This is a genomic window from Paraburkholderia caballeronis (assembly GCF_900104845.1).
GTDB classification, from domain to species: domain Bacteria; phylum Pseudomonadota; class Gammaproteobacteria; order Burkholderiales; family Burkholderiaceae; genus Paraburkholderia; species Paraburkholderia caballeronis.
The window spans coordinates 1,008,745-1,024,916 of sequence record NZ_FNSR01000003.1 but is presented as its reverse complement, the minus strand read 5'-3'; the positions used below and the strand labels follow the sequence as shown (position 1 = coordinate 1,024,916).

At 68.2% G+C, this 16,172-nt stretch carries 10 protein-coding genes and 2 pseudogenes; 5 read left to right on the top strand and 7 right to left on the bottom strand.

The window, feature by feature from the left end; genetic code table 11:
* Positions 1 to 6: 6 nt before the first annotated feature.
* Positions 7 to 261, bottom strand: a pseudogene (locus BLV92_RS31045) (integrase core domain-containing protein); the annotation flags it as partial.
* Between BLV92_RS31045 and BLV92_RS31040 the strand changes: the two are divergent.
* Positions 256 to 618, top strand: a pseudogene (locus BLV92_RS31040) (IS630 family transposase); the annotation flags it as partial. The pseudogenes BLV92_RS31045 and BLV92_RS31040 overlap by 6 nt on opposite strands.
* Before the next feature lie 110 nt (positions 619 to 728).
* Here the strand turns inward: BLV92_RS31040 and BLV92_RS31035 are convergent.
* Entirely contained in the window at positions 729 to 2,579 is a 1,851-nt protein-coding gene (locus tag BLV92_RS31035; protein WP_090553022.1) for an acyl-CoA dehydrogenase, read from the bottom strand.
* Positions 2,580 to 2,781: 202 nt separating this feature from the next.
* Here BLV92_RS31035 and BLV92_RS31030 point away from each other — a divergent pair, with 202 nt between their 5' ends.
* The 3 genes from BLV92_RS31030 to BLV92_RS31020 all read left to right on the top strand — a co-directional run bounded on the left by BLV92_RS31030 (position 2,782) and on the right by BLV92_RS31020 (position 5,705).
* The gene (locus BLV92_RS31030) at positions 2,782 to 3,588 is read left to right on the top strand and encodes a COG4705 family protein (protein WP_090553216.1); all 807 of its coding nucleotides are present in this window, start codon (positions 2,782 to 2,784) and stop codon (positions 3,586 to 3,588) included.
* Between the two features lie 129 nt (positions 3,589 to 3,717).
* The gene (locus BLV92_RS31025; protein WP_090553021.1) at positions 3,718 to 4,380 is read left to right on the top strand and encodes a response regulator; all 663 of its coding nucleotides are present in this window, start codon (positions 3,718 to 3,720) and stop codon (positions 4,378 to 4,380) included.
* Complete coding sequence (locus BLV92_RS31020; RefSeq protein ID WP_090553019.1) at positions 4,377 to 5,705, top strand: ATP-binding protein; 1,329 nt, start codon at positions 4,377 to 4,379, stop codon at positions 5,703 to 5,705. Before BLV92_RS31025 ends, BLV92_RS31020 begins: the two co-directional genes overlap by 4 nt.
* Positions 5,706 to 5,720: 15 nt before the next feature.
* Here BLV92_RS31020 and BLV92_RS31015 read toward each other — a convergent pair whose 3' ends face one another.
* Positions 5,721 to 6,200, bottom strand: a complete 480-nt coding sequence (locus BLV92_RS31015; protein WP_090553017.1) for a hypothetical protein — start codon at positions 6,198 to 6,200, stop codon at positions 5,721 to 5,723.
* Between the two features lie 188 nt (positions 6,201 to 6,388).
* A complete protein-coding gene (locus BLV92_RS31010) occupies positions 6,389 to 7,315 on the bottom strand; it encodes a LysR family transcriptional regulator (RefSeq protein WP_090553016.1) in 927 nt (308 codons plus the stop codon).
* 95 nt (positions 7,316 to 7,410) lie between these two features.
* On the opposite strand from BLV92_RS31010, the gene BLV92_RS31005 reads away from it, so the two are divergent.
* Positions 7,411 to 7,863, top strand: a complete 453-nt coding sequence (locus BLV92_RS31005) for a PACE efflux transporter (RefSeq protein ID WP_090553214.1) — start codon at positions 7,411 to 7,413, stop codon at positions 7,861 to 7,863.
* A 351-nt stretch (positions 7,864 to 8,214) separates the two neighbouring features.
* Here BLV92_RS31005 and BLV92_RS31000 read toward each other — a convergent pair whose 3' ends face one another.
* Genes BLV92_RS31000 through BLV92_RS30990 form a run of 3 tightly spaced genes read right to left on the bottom strand, consistent with a single transcriptional unit; the run spans position 8,215 to position 16,159 of the window.
* Entirely contained in the window at positions 8,215 to 9,711 is a 1,497-nt protein-coding gene (locus BLV92_RS31000) for an efflux transporter outer membrane subunit (RefSeq protein WP_373681875.1), read from the bottom strand.
* The gene (locus BLV92_RS30995) at positions 9,708 to 13,019 is read right to left on the bottom strand and encodes an efflux RND transporter permease subunit (RefSeq protein WP_090553014.1); all 3,312 of its coding nucleotides are present in this window, start codon (positions 13,017 to 13,019) and stop codon (positions 9,708 to 9,710) included. Before BLV92_RS30995 ends, BLV92_RS31000 begins: the two co-directional genes overlap by 4 nt.
* Positions 13,016 to 16,159, bottom strand: a complete 3,144-nt coding sequence (locus BLV92_RS30990) for an efflux RND transporter permease subunit (RefSeq protein WP_090553012.1) — start codon at positions 16,157 to 16,159, stop codon at positions 13,016 to 13,018. The genes BLV92_RS30995 and BLV92_RS30990 overlap by 4 nt, the downstream gene beginning before the upstream one ends.
* Between the last annotated feature and the right edge of the window lie 13 nt (positions 16,160 to 16,172).

Genomic DNA, 16,172 nt, shown 5'->3' with positions numbered 1-16,172 from the left:
AAGCCATCAGGCCGCTCGCCCTCGCTGAGCGGCGGCCCAATTCTTCTCGAACGTCATGGGGCTGACGTAGTTCAATGTCGAATGCAGTCGGCGGGCATTGTAGAAGCCAAGCCAGTCGATGATTTCATCCATCGCGGCACGCCGCGTCGCGAAGTGCCGACCGTGCAGTCGTGCGACCTTCAGCGAACCCCACAGGCTTTCGGTCGGCGCATTATCCTAACAATCGCCGCGACGGCTCATCGATGAACGCATGCCCACGGCACCACCACGCTGTTTGCGGCCCTGAACGTGGTCAACGGCGCGGTGCTGGCCACCTGCAAGCCGCGTCACCGACATCAGAAGTTTCCGTCGTTCCTGCGTGAGATCGACAAGGCGGTCCCGGAAGCTCTCGACGTGCACTGCATCGTTGACAACTACAGTGCCCACAAGCATCCCAAAGTCAAGGCATGGCTGGCCGCGCGGCCTCGGTGGCGCATGCATTTCATCCCCGCTTGTAGTTCGTGGCTTAACCAGGTGGAACGCTTCTTTGCGTTGATCGCCGGCAAGGCCATACGTCGCGGCTCGTTCGGCTCGGTCAGGCAACTGATCAAGCGTCTCGATCAATTCGTGTCCCACTACTGACCTGCCGGATTTTTGCCGTGAGTTTGCGTTAAGGGGCTTCCGCATCCGACGGATCATCCGGTCTGCGCCGGCGACCACGTAACCGTAACGCCGCCAGCATGGTGCGTCTAGAACCACTGATCCCGCATCTCCAGCGTGGTCCTGTCGAGCGATGCAAGCAGATCGAACTGCTGCGCGGTCTTCGGCAACTCCCACGCGAAGAAATACTGCGCGGCGGCGAGTTTGCCGCGATAGAAATCGGCGTCCGTGTCGCTCGCGGCCGGCAGCACCGCGAGGGCGGCAAGCGCCTGTTCGAGCCAGATCCATGCGAGCACGACGTGCCCGAACGCTTCCAGATACACGGACGCGTTCGCGAGCGTCACCGCCGGGTCGTCGGCGGACCACAGCCGGCGCGTCACGTCCGCGAGCCGCCGCACCGCCTGGGCGAGCGCCTGGGCCTGCGTTTGCTGCGCGGCGTCGTCGAGCGCGCGCGCGCGGTCGATCGTCGCCTGGATGCGTCCGGCCAGCAGCCGCAGCGCCGCGCCGTCCTCGACCAGCACCTTGCGGCCGAGCAGGTCGAGTCCCTGGATGCCGTGCGTGCCCTCGTGGATCGGGTTCAGCCGGTTGTCGCGATAGAACTGCTCGACGTTGTATTCGCGCGTGTAGCCGTAGCCGCCGTGCACCTGGATCGCGAGATCGTTCGCCGCGAGACACCACTGCGACGGCCAGCTTTTCGCGATCGGCGTCAGCAGATCGAGCAGCAGCGTCAACGCGTGCTGCGCATCGGCGTCGCCGGGCGCGCGCGACTCGTCGACGAGCTTCGCGCAATACAGGTTCAGCGCCAGCGCGCCTTCGACATAACTCTTCTGCGCGAGCAGCATCCGGCGCACGTCCGCGTGCTCGACCAGCCGCACCTGGACCGACGCCGGGTCCTTGCCGGCCGCGCCGACCGGCCGGCCCTGCGGACGGTTGCGCGCGTAGTCGAGCGCGTGCAGATAACCGGTGTAGCCGAGCATCGTCGCGCCGAGGCCGACGCCGATGCGCGCCTCGTTCATCATGTGGAACATCGCCGCGAGCCCGCGGTGCGGCTCGCCGACCAGATAGCCGATCGCGCCCGCGCGGCCGCCCGGCGTGTATTTCGTGCCTTCGCCGAAGTTCAGCAGGCAGTTCGTCGTGCCGCGATAACCCATCTTGTGATTGAGTCCGGCGAGCACGACGTCGTTGTGCTCGCCGCGCGAGCCGTCCGCGTTCGCCAGGTATTTCGGCACCACGAACAGCGAGATTCCCTTGACGCCCGGAATCAGTTTTCCGTCCGGGCCGGGAATCTTCGCGAGGACCAGATGCACGATGTTCTCCGACAGTTCGTGCTCGCCGCCCGAGATCCACATTTTGTTGCCGCGCAGCCGGTACTGTCCGCCGAGCGGCGAGTCGCATTCGAAGTCGGCGCGCGTCGCGACGTCGGACAGCGACGACCCGGCCTGCGGTTCGGACAGGCACATGGTCCCGAAGAAGCGGCCCTCCAGTTCGGGTTTGACGAATGCGTCGATCTGCGCGGCGCTGCCGTGCGCGAGCAGCAGGTTCGCGTTGCCGATCGTCAGAAACGGATACGCGCTCGTGCCGACGTTAGCCCCCTTGAACCAGGCGAAACCCGCCTTCTCGACGACGAGCGGCAACTGCATGCCGCCGAGTTCATAGTCCTGGCCGGCCGCCATCAGGCCGGCGTCGCAGAACGCCTTCAGCGCGGTTTTGACTTCCGGAATGATCGTGACGGTCTCGCCGTCGAACTGCGGCTCGTGCTGGTCGTTTTTCTTGTTGTGCGGCGCGAACAGGTCGGTTGCGATTCTTTCGCAGGTGTCGAGCGCGGCGTCGAAGGTCTCGCGCGAGTGGTCCGCGTAGCGCGGGATCGCGGTCAGGCGCCCGACGTCGAGCCATTCGTACAGCAGGAAGTTCAGGTCACGGCGGGAAAGGATCAGCGACATGGCGGGGTGGTCCCGGAAGAGGGGTCATCGATTCGCGCCAGCATACAGATAATAGAACGATCGTGCTATTGGTGATTTGCCCGGAGGGATGGCTAAGCAAACCCTAAGCATCGCCCCCCACCATCCTGCGAATCGAACCCACGACGTGCGGCCCATCCGGCGCCGCGCCGTGCCGTTCGACGATCTCTCGCAGGAGCGACCGATGACACAACCCGCACGATACTTCGACGCCCGTGACGACGATGCGCTGCCGAGCAAGGTCCCGCAGGTCACCGCGTGGTTCTGGGCCGTGAAGATTCTCGCGACCACCGCCGGCGAAACCGGCGGCGACGCGTTGTCGATGACGCTGAACCTCGGTTACGCGGTCGCGACGCTGGTCTTTCTCGCGTTCTTCGTCGTGACGCTCGCGCTGCAGGTGCGCGCGTCACGGTATCACCCGCTCACGTACTGGACGGTGGTCGTCGCGACCACGACGGTCGGCACGACGACGTCCGACTTCATCGACCGGACCCTCGGGCTCGGTTACGTCACGTCGTCCGCGCTGCTGCTGGCCGGCGTGATCGCGGTGCTCGTCGTCTGGCGGCTCGTGACCGGCCGCATCGAATACGAGCGCATCGCCGATCGGCGCGACGAGGTGTTCTACTGGGTAGCGATCGTCGTCGCGAATACGCTGGGCACCGCGCTGGGCGACTTCGTTGCGTCGTCGGCCGGGTTCGGTTTCGAAGTCGGCGCGCTGGTGTTCGCGTCGCTGCTGTCGATCGTCGCGGCGATCGGATGGATCGCGCCGCGCACCTGGGCTGGCGTGCTGTTCTGGAGCGCATATGTGCTCACGCGTCCGCTCGGTGCGACGCTCGGCGACACGCTGACGAAGCCGTACGAAGACGGCGGTTTTGCGCTCGACCGCATTTCGGCAACGCTTACAATCGTCGCGGTGATGGCGGCGCTGGTCGTCGTGCAGCGGCGGCGCGAGCGCCGAACGCAGCGCGCGGCGGCCTGTCCCGACGCATGACCGGAAGCGACGGCACGCGGCCCAGGCAGCCGGCCGTCCGCCACCGGCAACGGAAAAAATCCCGGATAAGGAAACGGTAAGGTTCCGCCACCGACAATGCGCCCCGGACGAAATCCAAACGAGGGAAACATGCGGCTGCTGCTGGTCGAAGACGACGAAATGATCGCCGAAACGGTGCTGGATTCGATGCGCCGCGCCGGTTATGCGATCGACTGGGCGCAGGACGGGCGCGCGGCGGCGCTGTCGCTCGGCAACGGCGTCTACGATCTGGTGCTGCTCGACCTCGGGCTGCCGCAGCGCGACGGCATCGGCGTGCTGCGCGAATACCGCGCGGGCGGCGGCGCGGCGTCGGTGCTGATCCTGACCGCGCGCGACGCGATCGAGGACCGCATCCGCGGTCTCGACGCGGGCGCGGACGACTATCTGGTGAAGCCGTTCGATCTCGACGAACTGGCCGCGCGCGTGCGCGCGCTGCTGCGCCGTCGCACCGACCACCGGCAGCCGGTCTACGCGCACGGCGACCTGACGCTCGACCCCGCCGCGCACGAAGTGACGAAGCACGGCGAGCCGCTGCGCCTGCTGCCGCGCGAGTTCGCGCTGCTGCAGGCGCTGATCGAGGCGCCGTCGCGCGTGTTCACGCGCGCGCAACTCGAAGACAAGCTGTACGGCTGGGGCGACGAAGTCGGCAGCAACGCGATCGAAGTGCATGTGCACGGACTGCGGCGCAAGCTCGGCGCGGACCAGATCGTCACCGTGCGCGGCGTCGGCTACCGGATGAAGAGCATCGAATGAAGTCGATCCGGCGCTGGCTGCTCGGCTGGCTGATTTTCGGCTTCGCGGCGATGTCGGCGGTCGCCGGCCTCGGCATCTTCCAGAAGGCGCGCGAAGAGGCAAGCGAACTGTTCGACTACGAACTGCGCACGGTCGCGCTGTCGATGCCCGCGGACGTGCAGGGCGCGATCGCCGCCGAGCATTCGTCGTCCGACGGGCTCGACAGCATCGCCGACGACCGTCTGTCGATCGAAATCTGGAATCAGGCCGGGCAACTGCTCTATCAGTCGCCGGACTCGCCGCCGCCGGAGCGTTTTCCGCCCGGCATCCGCACGGCGCGGCGCGGCGATCATCACTGGCGCGTGTTCAGCCTCGCGCAGCCGGGGCGCTTCGTGCAGGTCGCGCAGCCGGTGTCGGTGCGCAACGATCTCGCGCTGCGCCTTGCGTGGCATACGCTGTGGCCGCTGCTCGTGATGGTGCCGGTGGCGATCGCGTTCGTGCTGTGGGTCGTGTCGCGCGGCTTTGCGCCGGTCGGCCGGCTGTCGAAGTCGCTCGGCACGCGCTCGATCGAATCGCTCGAACCGCTGCCGGATCTCGAACGGCTGCCGGTCGAGGTGCGCCCGCTCGCGGAGGCGCTGAACGACCTGCTCGAACGGCTCGGCACCGCGTTGCAGGCGCAGCGCACGTTCATCGCGGACGCCGCGCACGAACTGCGCTCGCCGCTGGCGGCGCTGAAGCTGCAATTGCAGGCGGCGGTCAGCGACGGCTCGCTGCGCGGCGACGAGCGCACGCTCGCGCGCGTCGAGGGCCGGCTGAACCGGCTGATCCATCTGGTGCAGCAGCTATTGACGCTCGCGCGCGAGGACGCGCAGGTCGCGACGGTGATGCAGCCGGTCAGCCTGCGGCACGTCGGCGAGCAGGTGGTCGGCGACCTGTCGCTGCTCGCGGAGGCGAAGGGGATCGACCTCGGCCTCGAATGCCGCGACGAGCACGAGGCCGACGACCGCTATGTGGTGCTCGGCGAGCAGCACGCGCTGTCGATCATGCTCGCGAACCTCGTCGACAACGCGATCCGCTACACGCCGCCGGGCGGCACCGTGGACGTGGTGCTGCGGCGCGCGGGCGATAGCGTCGCGTTCGACGTGCGCGACACCGGCCCCGGCATCCCGGCCGACGAACTCGGCCGCGTGTTCGACCGCTTCTATCGCGGCAGCGGCTCGCAGGCGCAGGGCAGCGGGCTCGGCCTCGCGATCGCGCAGCACATCGCGTTGCGCCACCACGTCGCGCTGACGATGGCGAACAACGCGGGCGGCCCCGGCTTGACGGTCAGCGCGACGGGGCTGTGAGCGCGGCGGAGGACGTCACCGCGCGCGGGCCGACGCATGCGCATGGCGGTAGATCTGGAAGCGGTCGTAGCCGATCCGCGTGTCGCGGTCCGGGAAGAAGTCGCCCTGCCTGAAGTCGGAGATCCACGCGGCGCTCACGTCGTCGTACATCTGGATGTGGCCGTGCCGGTGCAGATGGATCGCGATCTCGCTGACGATTTCCGACGTGATCGGCATGAAGATCGTGATGTCGCCGCCGGCCGGCGCATACGAGGTGCTCGCGAGATCCTCGTTCAGATTGTCGTAGAACACCGCGAAGCCCGCCTGTTCGAGAGGCCGGCCGTAGTCGCACGCGGACGGCCCGTCTTCCGGATGCCGGCTTTCGATCGGCGGCAGACGGAGGCCGCCCGCTTCGAGCGCCGCGTGCACGTGCCGCGCGCACTGATACGGCGGCGCGGGTTTCGGCTTCCTGATGCGGCGCAAATGCGACAGGCTGGCTTCGACGTTCCATTCCACGCTCGGACTCCTTCGGGGGCGTGCGTTTCACGGTCAGCGGCGAGCCGGAGCGGGGCGGCTACGCGGCGCTCCGTCGGTCCGGATTGCACAGGATGCCGGTGCGCCGCCGCGCGCGTATGTGCGGCAGCGCACCGGATGCGAAGCGGACCCGCACACGATGATCGCAGCCGATTTTTTTCCGGGTGATATCAGCGCGAGGGCGAGTCGCGGCCGGCGTCGTTCGCCGTCGTGCCGCGCCGTTCGCGCATCAGCGCGACGTAGCGTTGCGCGGCCAGTCCCAGCGGCCGTTCCGTGGACCACACAACGTCCGCCCACAGGCAGATTTCGTTCGTCATGTTGTCGAGCGCGATTTCCGCCAGCGTGCCGGTCGCGACGTGCGGCTGCACCAGCGTGCGCGGCAGGTACGCCCAGCCGAGGCCCGCCTGCACGAGACCGAGCGTCGCGAGGTGGCTGTCCGTGCGCCACGTCGAGCGCGACACCAGCGTGCGGCTGTCCGGATTGCTGTCGCCGCGGCTCGCGACCGCGATCTGCCGGGCGGCGAGCAGGTCGTCGTGGCCGATGCACGCATCGCCGCGTTGCAGGAGCGGGTGGTCCGGCGCGGCGACCGCGACCAGCACTTCGCTGCTGAACTCCTGAAACCCTTCGCGCTCGTCGAGGCCGGGCCGCTCGAACACGAGCGCGAGCTGCACGCGGCCCTCGTGCAGCAGACGCACCGCGTCGGTCTGCGGCGCGGTCACGATGTCCACTTCGAGCGACGGGTACTCGCGCGCGAGCGTCTGCAACGGCGCGCTCCACGGCGCGGACAGCAGTTCGGGCGCCACGGCGATCGTCAGCCGCCGCTCCAGCCCCGCGTGCAGCGCGAGCGCATGCGCGTCGAGTTGCTTCAACTGGCTCGCGAGCTGCCGCGCGCGCGGTTCGAGCGCCCGCGCGGCCGCGGTCGGCACCGGTTCACGGCCGGCGCGGTCGAACAGCGCGAGGTCCAGTTCGGCTTCGAGGCCCGCGATCGTCATGCTGACCGCCGACGGCACCTTGCCGAGCGCGCGCGCCGCGGCGGAAAACGACCCCCGGTCGAGCACCTCGATGAATACCGCGACGTTGTCGGAGTTGAATGCCATCGGTGACCCTTCAATTTTGTTGAAAGAACCCGACTGGTTTTATCAGGATTCAACGGATACGATCAAGCCCGTTGTCATTCGGCCCGGAGGTCGGCATGCAGGGAATCAGGCGCAAGATCGTGTACGTGCTGCTGTTCGAAGGCCTGGCGATCGCGATGACGACGACCGGCCTGTCCGCGATGGCGCACGGCGAGACCGGCCGCGCGGGCGTCGCGGCGGTGGTGTCGGCGCTGGTCGCGGTCGGCTGGAACCTCACGTACAACACGCTGTTCGAGCGCTGGGAGGCGCGTCAGACGAAGCGCGGCCGCGACCTCGCGCGCCGCGTCGCGCATGCGGCCGGCTTCGAGGGCGGCCTCGTCGTGATGCTGGTGCCGTTTTTCGCGTGGTGGCTCGGCGTGTCGCTCGTCGAGGCGTTCGTGATGGACCTCGGGCTGATCGCGTTTTTTCTCGTCTACACGTATCTGTTCAACCTCGCGTTCGATCGGGCGTTCGGGCTGCCGGCGTCGGCGCTTCCCATTGCCGATGCGGAGTCGTCGCGGACGCGGTAACGGCAAGCTGATCGCGTGCTGGAGGCGATGGGGCGTCGGCATCGTGGACGAAACTTGTCGCGGTCGGCCGGCGTTCGCCGGGCGACTGGTGTTGCGTCGCAGCCTTGTGCCTGTGCCGCAGCCTTTCGTGCATCGTTCGCCGCCGTCGGGTTCCCGCCGATGACTGCCGCTATCGCGCCGCGCCTCGTAGCCTCCGACATACCTCTGCGTAGCGGCATGCCGAATCGACTCGCGCAGCCGGCCGCCGCGCGCACGGGTAAACCGGCCGCGCAGCCCCGCAGTCGTAGCACGGCTACGCAGGGAAAGCGGACGAGGCGGGCGCAGCACCGGTCCCAACGGAACGCGAGCCGGCTAACGCGCGCTCTGCTCCTGCTGCGCTGCCGGATGCAACGGGTCTTGCAGCGCGCCGTTCCATCCGCCGCCGAGGTCGCCGATCAGCGACGCCGCGTCGAGCAGCCGCTGCTGCTGCACGCCGAGCGCGGTCTGCCGCGTGCTGAGCAGCGTCGCCTGCGCGGTGGCGACCGTCGTGTAATCGACGGTGCCGGCCTCGTATTCGTCGAGCGCGATCTGCGCGCCGCGCGTCGCGTCGCGCACCGCGGCATCGAGCGCGTCGGCCTGGTTCGCGAGGATGCGCAGCCCGGCCAGATCGTTTTCGACGCTCTCGAACGCGCCGAGCACCGTGCCGCGATAGTTCGCGACCGCCGCGTCGTAACTCGCGCGTGCCGCCGCGACCTGGCCGCTGCGCTCGCCGCCGTCGAACAGCGTCTGCGTCGCGCTCGCGCCGAGCGACCACACGTAGTTGCTGATCCGCAGCAGCCCCGCGAGCGGCGATTGCGTGAAGCCGTTGAAACCGGACAGCGAAATATCCGGGTAATACGCGGAAATCGCGACGCCGATCGACGCGTTCGCCGCCGCCATCTGCCGTTCGGCGGTTGCGACGTCGGGCCGGCGTTGCAGCAGCGTCGACGGCACGCCGGCCGGGATCTCGGGCAGCGCGGGCAACGCGGCGCTGTGTGGCACGTCGAGTTCCTCGGGATTGCGGCCGACCAGCACCGCGATCGCATGCTCGTTCTGCGTGCGCGCGACGCCGAGCGCGATCAGGCTCGCCTGCGCGTTTTCGAGTTGCGTGCGGGCGGACACGAGATCGGACGGCGGCACGGTGCCCGCGCGGTCCTGGTCGCCGACGACGCGCAGGAACTGCCGGTATTCGTCGACGGTCGCTGTCAGCAGGTCGATGTTCGCGTCCGCGACGCGCAGTCCGATCACTGCGTTCGCGAGCGCGATCTGTTCGGACAGCGTTGCGTTCGCGAGCGTCGCTTCGCTGGCCTGCGCCGTCGCCGTGTTTTCCTCGATCGTGCGCCGCACCTGGCCCCACAGGTCCGGCGCCCAGCTGACGTTCGCTTCGAGCGAACCCGCGTTGTTCACCGCCTGGAAACCTCCGCCGCCGAGCCGGCTCGCGGCAAGCGCGCTGCTGCCGGAAAACGAGCCGGTGGCGGACCGCTCGCGCGTCAGCGAGCCGGTGACGCCGATGGTCGGAAACAGCGCGCTGCGCGCGATGCGCACCTCGGCGACCGCCTGCTGGTAGTTCGCATAACTCTGCCGCACGGTCTGGTTCGACACCGACACGAGCGGCTCGAATTCGTCGAGCAGCGGATCGTGGAAGCCGCTCCACCACGCGCCTTTCGGGCCGCCGGCGGCCGGCTCCGCGCGGGTCCAGCCGGGCAGTTCCTTCCAGGTGGCCGGCACCGGCACGTCGGGCCGGCGGTAGTCGGGGCCGACCGTGCAGCCAGCGAGCGCGAGTGCCAACGTCAGCGCGGCGAGCGGGGGGAAATGTGCGTTCATCGTCATGCGCTCTCGTCCTGCCTGCGATTCCACGGCAGCCGGTCCGACCAGCGCGCGAGCCGCGCGCGCAAGCGGTCGAGGTACAGATAGATCACCGGCGTGGTGTACAGCGTGAACACCTGGCTCACGATCAGGCCGCCCATCACGGTGACGCCGAGCGGCTGGCGCAGCGATGCGCCCTGGCCGAGGCCGAGCGCGAGCGGCACCGCGCCGAGCACCGCGGCGGCGGTCGTCATCATGATCGGCCGCAGCCGGATCACGGCGGCTTCGTGGATCGCGCGGCGCGCGTCCATCCGTTCGTCGCGCTGCAACTGGATCGCGACGTCGACCATCATGATGCCGTTCTTCTTCACGATGCCGATCAGCAGGATCACGCCGATCATCGCGATCACCGAGAACGGCGTGCCGAACAGCAGCATCGCGAGCGTCGCGCCGATGCCGGCCGACGGCAGCGTGGAGAGGATCGTCAGCGGATGGATGGTGTTTTCGTACAGCACGCCGAGCACGATGTAGACCACCGCGAGCGACGCGATGATCAGGAGCGGCACGGTCTGCATCGACTGCGCATAGGCCTGCGCGGCGCCCGCGAACGAGCCGTGAATCGACGCGGGCATCCCGATGTCGCGCGCCGCCTTGTCGAGGATCGGACCGACCGCGCTCAGCGAGCCGCCGGTCGGCAGGTTGAACGAGATCGTGCCGGCGACGAGCCCGCTCTGATGGTTCACCTGCGTCGCGGTGTGGCTGTTGCTCCACGTCGCGAACGCGGGCAGCGGCACCATCGTCTCGGCGGCGGTGCTGTCCGCGCTGCCGCTCGAATTGCCGCCCTTGCTGTTCGAGATGCTGTTGGTCTGCTGGTTCGCCTCGGCATCCGCGTTCAGCGCGTTCGTGCCGCCTGTCGCGCCCTGCGTGGCCGCGATCGCGACCGGCGGCTGCACGCCGCTGACGGTGCCGCCCGGCATCCGCGTCTGCTGCGTGCCGCCCGGATTGCCGGCCGCCGTGCTGAAGAACACCTGGTCGAGCGTCTGCGGATACTGCCAGTATTGCGGCGCGACTTCCATCACGACGAAATACTGGTTGATCGGGTTGTAGATCGTCGAGACGGTGCGCTGGCCGAACGCGTCGTACAGGACGTTGTCGATCTGGTTCGGCTGGAAGCCGTAGCGCATCGCGGTCGCGCGGTTCATGTGGACCGTGGTCTGAAGGCCGTTCTGCTGGAGGTCCGAATTCACGTCCTGCAACTGCCCGCGATACTTGCCGAGTTCGGTCACGAGCTTCGGCACCCACGTGAACAGCGCGCTCGCGTCGTCGCTCGTCAGCGTGTATTGATACTCGGCCGCCGACTGCCGTCCGCCTATTTGCAGATCCTGTTGCGCCTGCAAAAAGAGCCGCGCGCCGGACACCGCGTTCAGCTTCGGCCGCAGCCGGTTCACGACCTCGGTCGCGGACAGATGGCGTTGCGCAAGCGGCTTTAGCGAGATGAACACGGTCGCGGTGTTCAGCGCGCGCCCGCCGGTGAAACCGGCGACCGAGTCGACCGCCGGGTCCTGCTGCACGATCGACTGCAACTGCGCGAGCTTCTTTTCCATCGCCGGAAACGAGATGCTCTGGTCCGCGATGATCTGGCCGATCAGGATGCCGGTGTCCTGCTCCGGAAAAAACGTGCCGGACAAAAATCGCAGCAGGAACACGTTCAGCACGAGCAGGCCGATCAGCGTGCCGATCACCAGCATCGCGTGGTCGAGCGCCGTGTCGAGCGAGCGCGAGTACGCGTCGCGAAAACGCGTGAACAGTCCGTCGATCCAGTTGCCGACGCGCGAATCGGTGCGCCGCAGCCGTTCGCGGCTCAGCACGTACGCGCACATCGTCGGCGTGATCGTCAGCGACACCAGCAGCGACAGCAGGATCGCGATCGACAGCGTGACCGCGAACTCGTGGAACAGCAGCCCGACGACGCCCGGCATCAGCAGGATCGGCAGGAACACCGCGATCAGCGACAGGCTCATCGAGATCACCGTGAAGCCGACCTCCGCGCTGCCGCGCAGCGCCGCTTCCTTCGGTTCGAGCCCGGCCTCCAGATGGCGGACGATGTTCTCCAGCACGACCACCGCGTCGTCGACGACGAAGCCGGTGCCGATCGTCAGCGCCATCAGCGACAGGTTGTCGATGCTGTAGCCGAGCAGGTACATCGGCCCGAACGTGCCGACGATCGACAGCGGCAGCGCGACGGCCGGAATCAGCGTCGCGCGCGGCGACAGCAGGAACACGAACACGACGCCGATCACCAGCAGCACCGCGATGAACAGCGTGCGGCTCGTGTCGGCGACCGACGAACTGACCGACTCGGACCGGTCGATCGCGACGTTCACGCGGATCGTGCCGGGCAGCGCGGCCTCGATCGCGGGCAGCCGCGCGCGGATCTGCGACACGGTCTTCACGACGTTGCTGCCGGGCGTCGGATAGACGATCACGAGCACCGCGGACTTGCCGTTGTAGAGCCCCGCGTTGCGGATGTTCTCGTTCGAGTCGATCACCTTCGCGACGTCGCGCAGCATCACCGGCGCGCCGTTGCGGTACGCGATCACGACGTCGCGGAACGGCGCGGCGTGGCTGATCTGGTCGTTCGACACGACCTCGTAGCGTTGCTCGCCTTCGTCGATATGGCCTTTCGCGCTGTTCGCGTTCGCCGCGCCGATCGCCGCGCGCACGTCTTCGAGGCCGATCCCGTAGCTCGTCAGCCGGCCCGGTTCCAGCTCGACGCGCACGCTCGGCAGCGCGCCGCCGCCGAGCGTGATCTGGCCGACGCCGTCCACCTGCGACAACTGCTGCTGGATCACCGAATCGGCGGAGTCGTATAACTGCGCCTTCGTCAGCGTGTCCGACGTCAGCGCGAGCACCATGATCGGCGCGCTCGCGGGGTTGTACTGGCGATAGGTCGGGTTGTTGCGCAGCGTCGTCGGCAGGTCCGCGCGCGCGGCCTGGATCGCGGCTTCGACGTCGCGCGCCGCGCCGTTGATGTCGCGCGTGAGGCCGAACATGATGATGATCATCGACGAGCCGACGTTGCTGATCGACGTGAGCTGGCTCACGTCCGCGATCGTGCCGAGCCGGCGCTCCAGCGGCTCGGCGACGGTGGACGCCATGATCTCCGGGCTCGCGCCGGCCATGTTCGCCTGCACGACGATCACCGGGAACGCGATGTTCGGCAGCGGCGCGACCGGCATCCGGAAATACGCGAGCAGCCCGGACAGCGCGATTGCGACCGCGAGCAGGCTCGTCGCGACCGGCCGCCGGATGAAGAGCGCCGAGATGTTCACGGCGCGGGCTCCGAGTCCGCGCCGCCCGCACCATTCGCGCCGCCCGCGGTGTCAGCGCCGCCGCGCCGGCGGCCGAAGCGTTGCGCGACGCGGTCGAAGAACAGATAGATCACCGGCGTCGTGAACAGCGTCAGCAACTGGCTGACCGCGAGCCCGCCGACGATCGCGAGGCCGAGCGGCCGGCGCAGTTCCGAGCCGGTGCCGCTGCCGACCAGCATCGGCAGCGCGCCGAGCATCGCGGCGAGCGTCGTCATCAGGATCGGCCGGAAGCGCAGCAGCGACGCCTCGAAGATCGCGTCGCGCGCGGACTTGCCGTGCTCGCGCTCCGCTTCGAGCGCGAAGTCGACCATCATGATCGCGTTTTTCTTCACGATGCCGATCAGCAGCACGATGCCGATGATGCCGATCACGTCGAGGTCGTGGCCCGCGAGCATCAGCGCGAGCAGCGCGCCGACGCCGGCGGACGGCAGCGTCGACAGGATCGTGACCGGATGCACGTAGCTCTCGTACAGCACGCCGAGCACGATGTACACCGCGACCAGCGCGGCGACGATCAGCCAGACCTCGCTCGTCAGCGAGTCCTCGAACGCCTGCGCCGCGCCCTGGAACGACGACGTGATCGACGGCGGCAGGCCGGCCTCGCGCTCCGCGTCGCGAATCTGCCGCACGGCGGTCGACAGCGACGCGCCGGGCGCGAGATTGAACGAGATCGTCACCGCCGGGAACTGCGCGAGATGGCTCACCATCAGCGGCGAGCGCGTGACGCGGATCGTCGCGATGCCCGACAGCGGCACCTGGCCGGTGCTGCTCGTCTGGCTCGGCAGATACAGGTTGCCGAGCGACTCGACGGTCGGCAGCGCCTCCGGTTTGGCGACGAGGATCACGCGGTACTGGTTCGACTGCTGGAAGATGGTCGACACGATCCGCTGGCCGAGCGCGTCGTACAGCGCGTTGTCGATGGTCGCCGCGGTGATCCCGTAGCGCGCGGCCAGTTGCCGGTTCACGTCGACGTTCACGCTGAGGCCGTCGGTGTTCAGGTCGCTCGTCACGTCGGTGATCGACGGAATCTTCTTGATGCGGTCGAGCAGCGCCGGCACGTACTGTCCGAACGCCTGCTGGTTCGGCCCGCGCAGCACGAAGTTGTACGGGTTGCGCGACACGGTCGTGTCGAGCGTCAGGTCCTGTTCGGGTTGCAGGTACAGGCGGATGCCCGGCACGTTCGCGACCGCCTGCTGGATGCGCCGCGCGATCGCTTCCGCGCCTTCCGGCCGGTCGTCGTGCGCCTTCAGGTTGATCAGGAAGCGGCCGTTGTTCAGCGTCGGGTTGGTGCCGTCGATGCCGACGTACGACGTCAGCGACGCGACGTCCGGGTCGCGCAGGATCGCGTCGGCGAGCGCGTTCTGGCGGCGGACCATCGAGGCGTAGGACACCGAGTTGTCCGCGACGCTGATCCCCTGGATCACGCCGACGTCCTGCACCGGGAACAGGCCCTTCGGGATCAGCACGTACAGCAGGACAGTCAGCACGACGGTTCCGATCGCGACGAAGAGCGTCAGCGTCTGATGGTCGAGCACGACGCGCAGCCCGCGTTCGTACGCGGCGAGCGTGCGCTCGAACACGCGCTCGCTGATCCGCTCGAAGCGGCTCGGGTTGCGCTGCGACTGCGCGCGCAGCAGCCGCGCGCACAGCATCGGCACGACGGTCAGCGACACGACCGCCGAGATCACGATCGTCACCGCGAGCGTGACCGCGAACTCGCTGAAGAGCCGCCCGATCACGCCGCCCATGAACAGCAGCGGGATCAGCACCGCGATCAGCGACACGGTCAGCGACAGGATCGTGAAGCCGATCTGCCCCGCGCCTTCGAGCGCCGCGTCGAGCGGCTTCCTGCCGGCTTCCAGATAGCGGACCACGTTCTCGATCATCACGATCGAGTCGTCGACGACGAAGCCGGTCGCGATGATGAGCGCCATCAGCGACAGGTTGTCGATCGAATAGTTGAGCTGGTACATCACCGCGAGCGTGCCGATCAGCGACACCGGCACCGAGATGCTCGGGATCACCGTCGCCGGCACGTTGCGCAGGAACACGAAGATCACCGCGACGACCAGCACGATCGCGAGCACCAGTTCGAACGCGGCGTCCGCGACCGACGCGCGGATCGCGCCGGTGCTGTTCGACACGACCGTCACCTGGAGCCCGGCCGGCAGCGTCGCTTCGAGCAGCGGCAACTGGCGCATGATCTGGTCGACGGTCGCGATCACGTTCGCGCCCGGCTGGCGCTGCACGTTCAGCACGATTGCCGGCGTGCGGTTGTACCACGCGCCGCGGCCCACGTCCTGCGCAGCCTCGCTCGCGCGCGCGACGTCGCGCAGGAACACCGGCGAGCCGTTTTGATACGCGATCACGGTGTCCAGATAGTCGTGCGGATCGGCGATCTGGTCGTTCGAGTTGATCGTGTAGTCGAGTTCCGGCCCGTCGAAGTTGCCCTTCGGCTGGCTCACGTTCACGTTCGCGAGCAGCGTGCGCAGGTCGTCGAGATTGAGGCCGTACGCGGCGAGCTTCTGCGGATCGGCCTCGACGCGGATCGCCGGCACGTTGCCGCCGGCGGTCGTCACAAGGCCGACGCCCGGCACCTGCGAGATTTTCGTCGCGAGCCGGTTGTTCGCCGCGTCCTGCAACTGCGTGAGCGACATCGACTTCGACGTGATCGCGAGCGTGAGGATCGGCCGGTCGGCCGGGTTGACCTTCGCGTAGGTCGGCGGCGCGGGCAGGCCGGACGGCAGGAAGCTGTTCGCCGCGTTGATCGCCTGCTGCACGTTCTGCTGCGCGATGTCGAGGTTCAGCGACAGGTCGAACTGCAGCGTGATGACCGACGCGCCTTCGGAGCTGTACGACACCATCTGCTGAAGGCCGGGGATCTCGCCTAACTGAACCTCCAGCGGCGCGGTCACCGTGGTCGCCATCACGTCGGGGCTCGCGCCGGGGTAGAACGTCTGGACCTGGATCGTCGGATAGTCCACGTCGGGCAGCGACGACACCGGCAGGAACTTCATCGCGATCGCGCCGGCCAGCACGACCGCGATCATCAGCAGCGACGTCGCGACCGGTCTCAGGATGAACAGGCGGGACAGATTCATCGAAGCTCGGGCG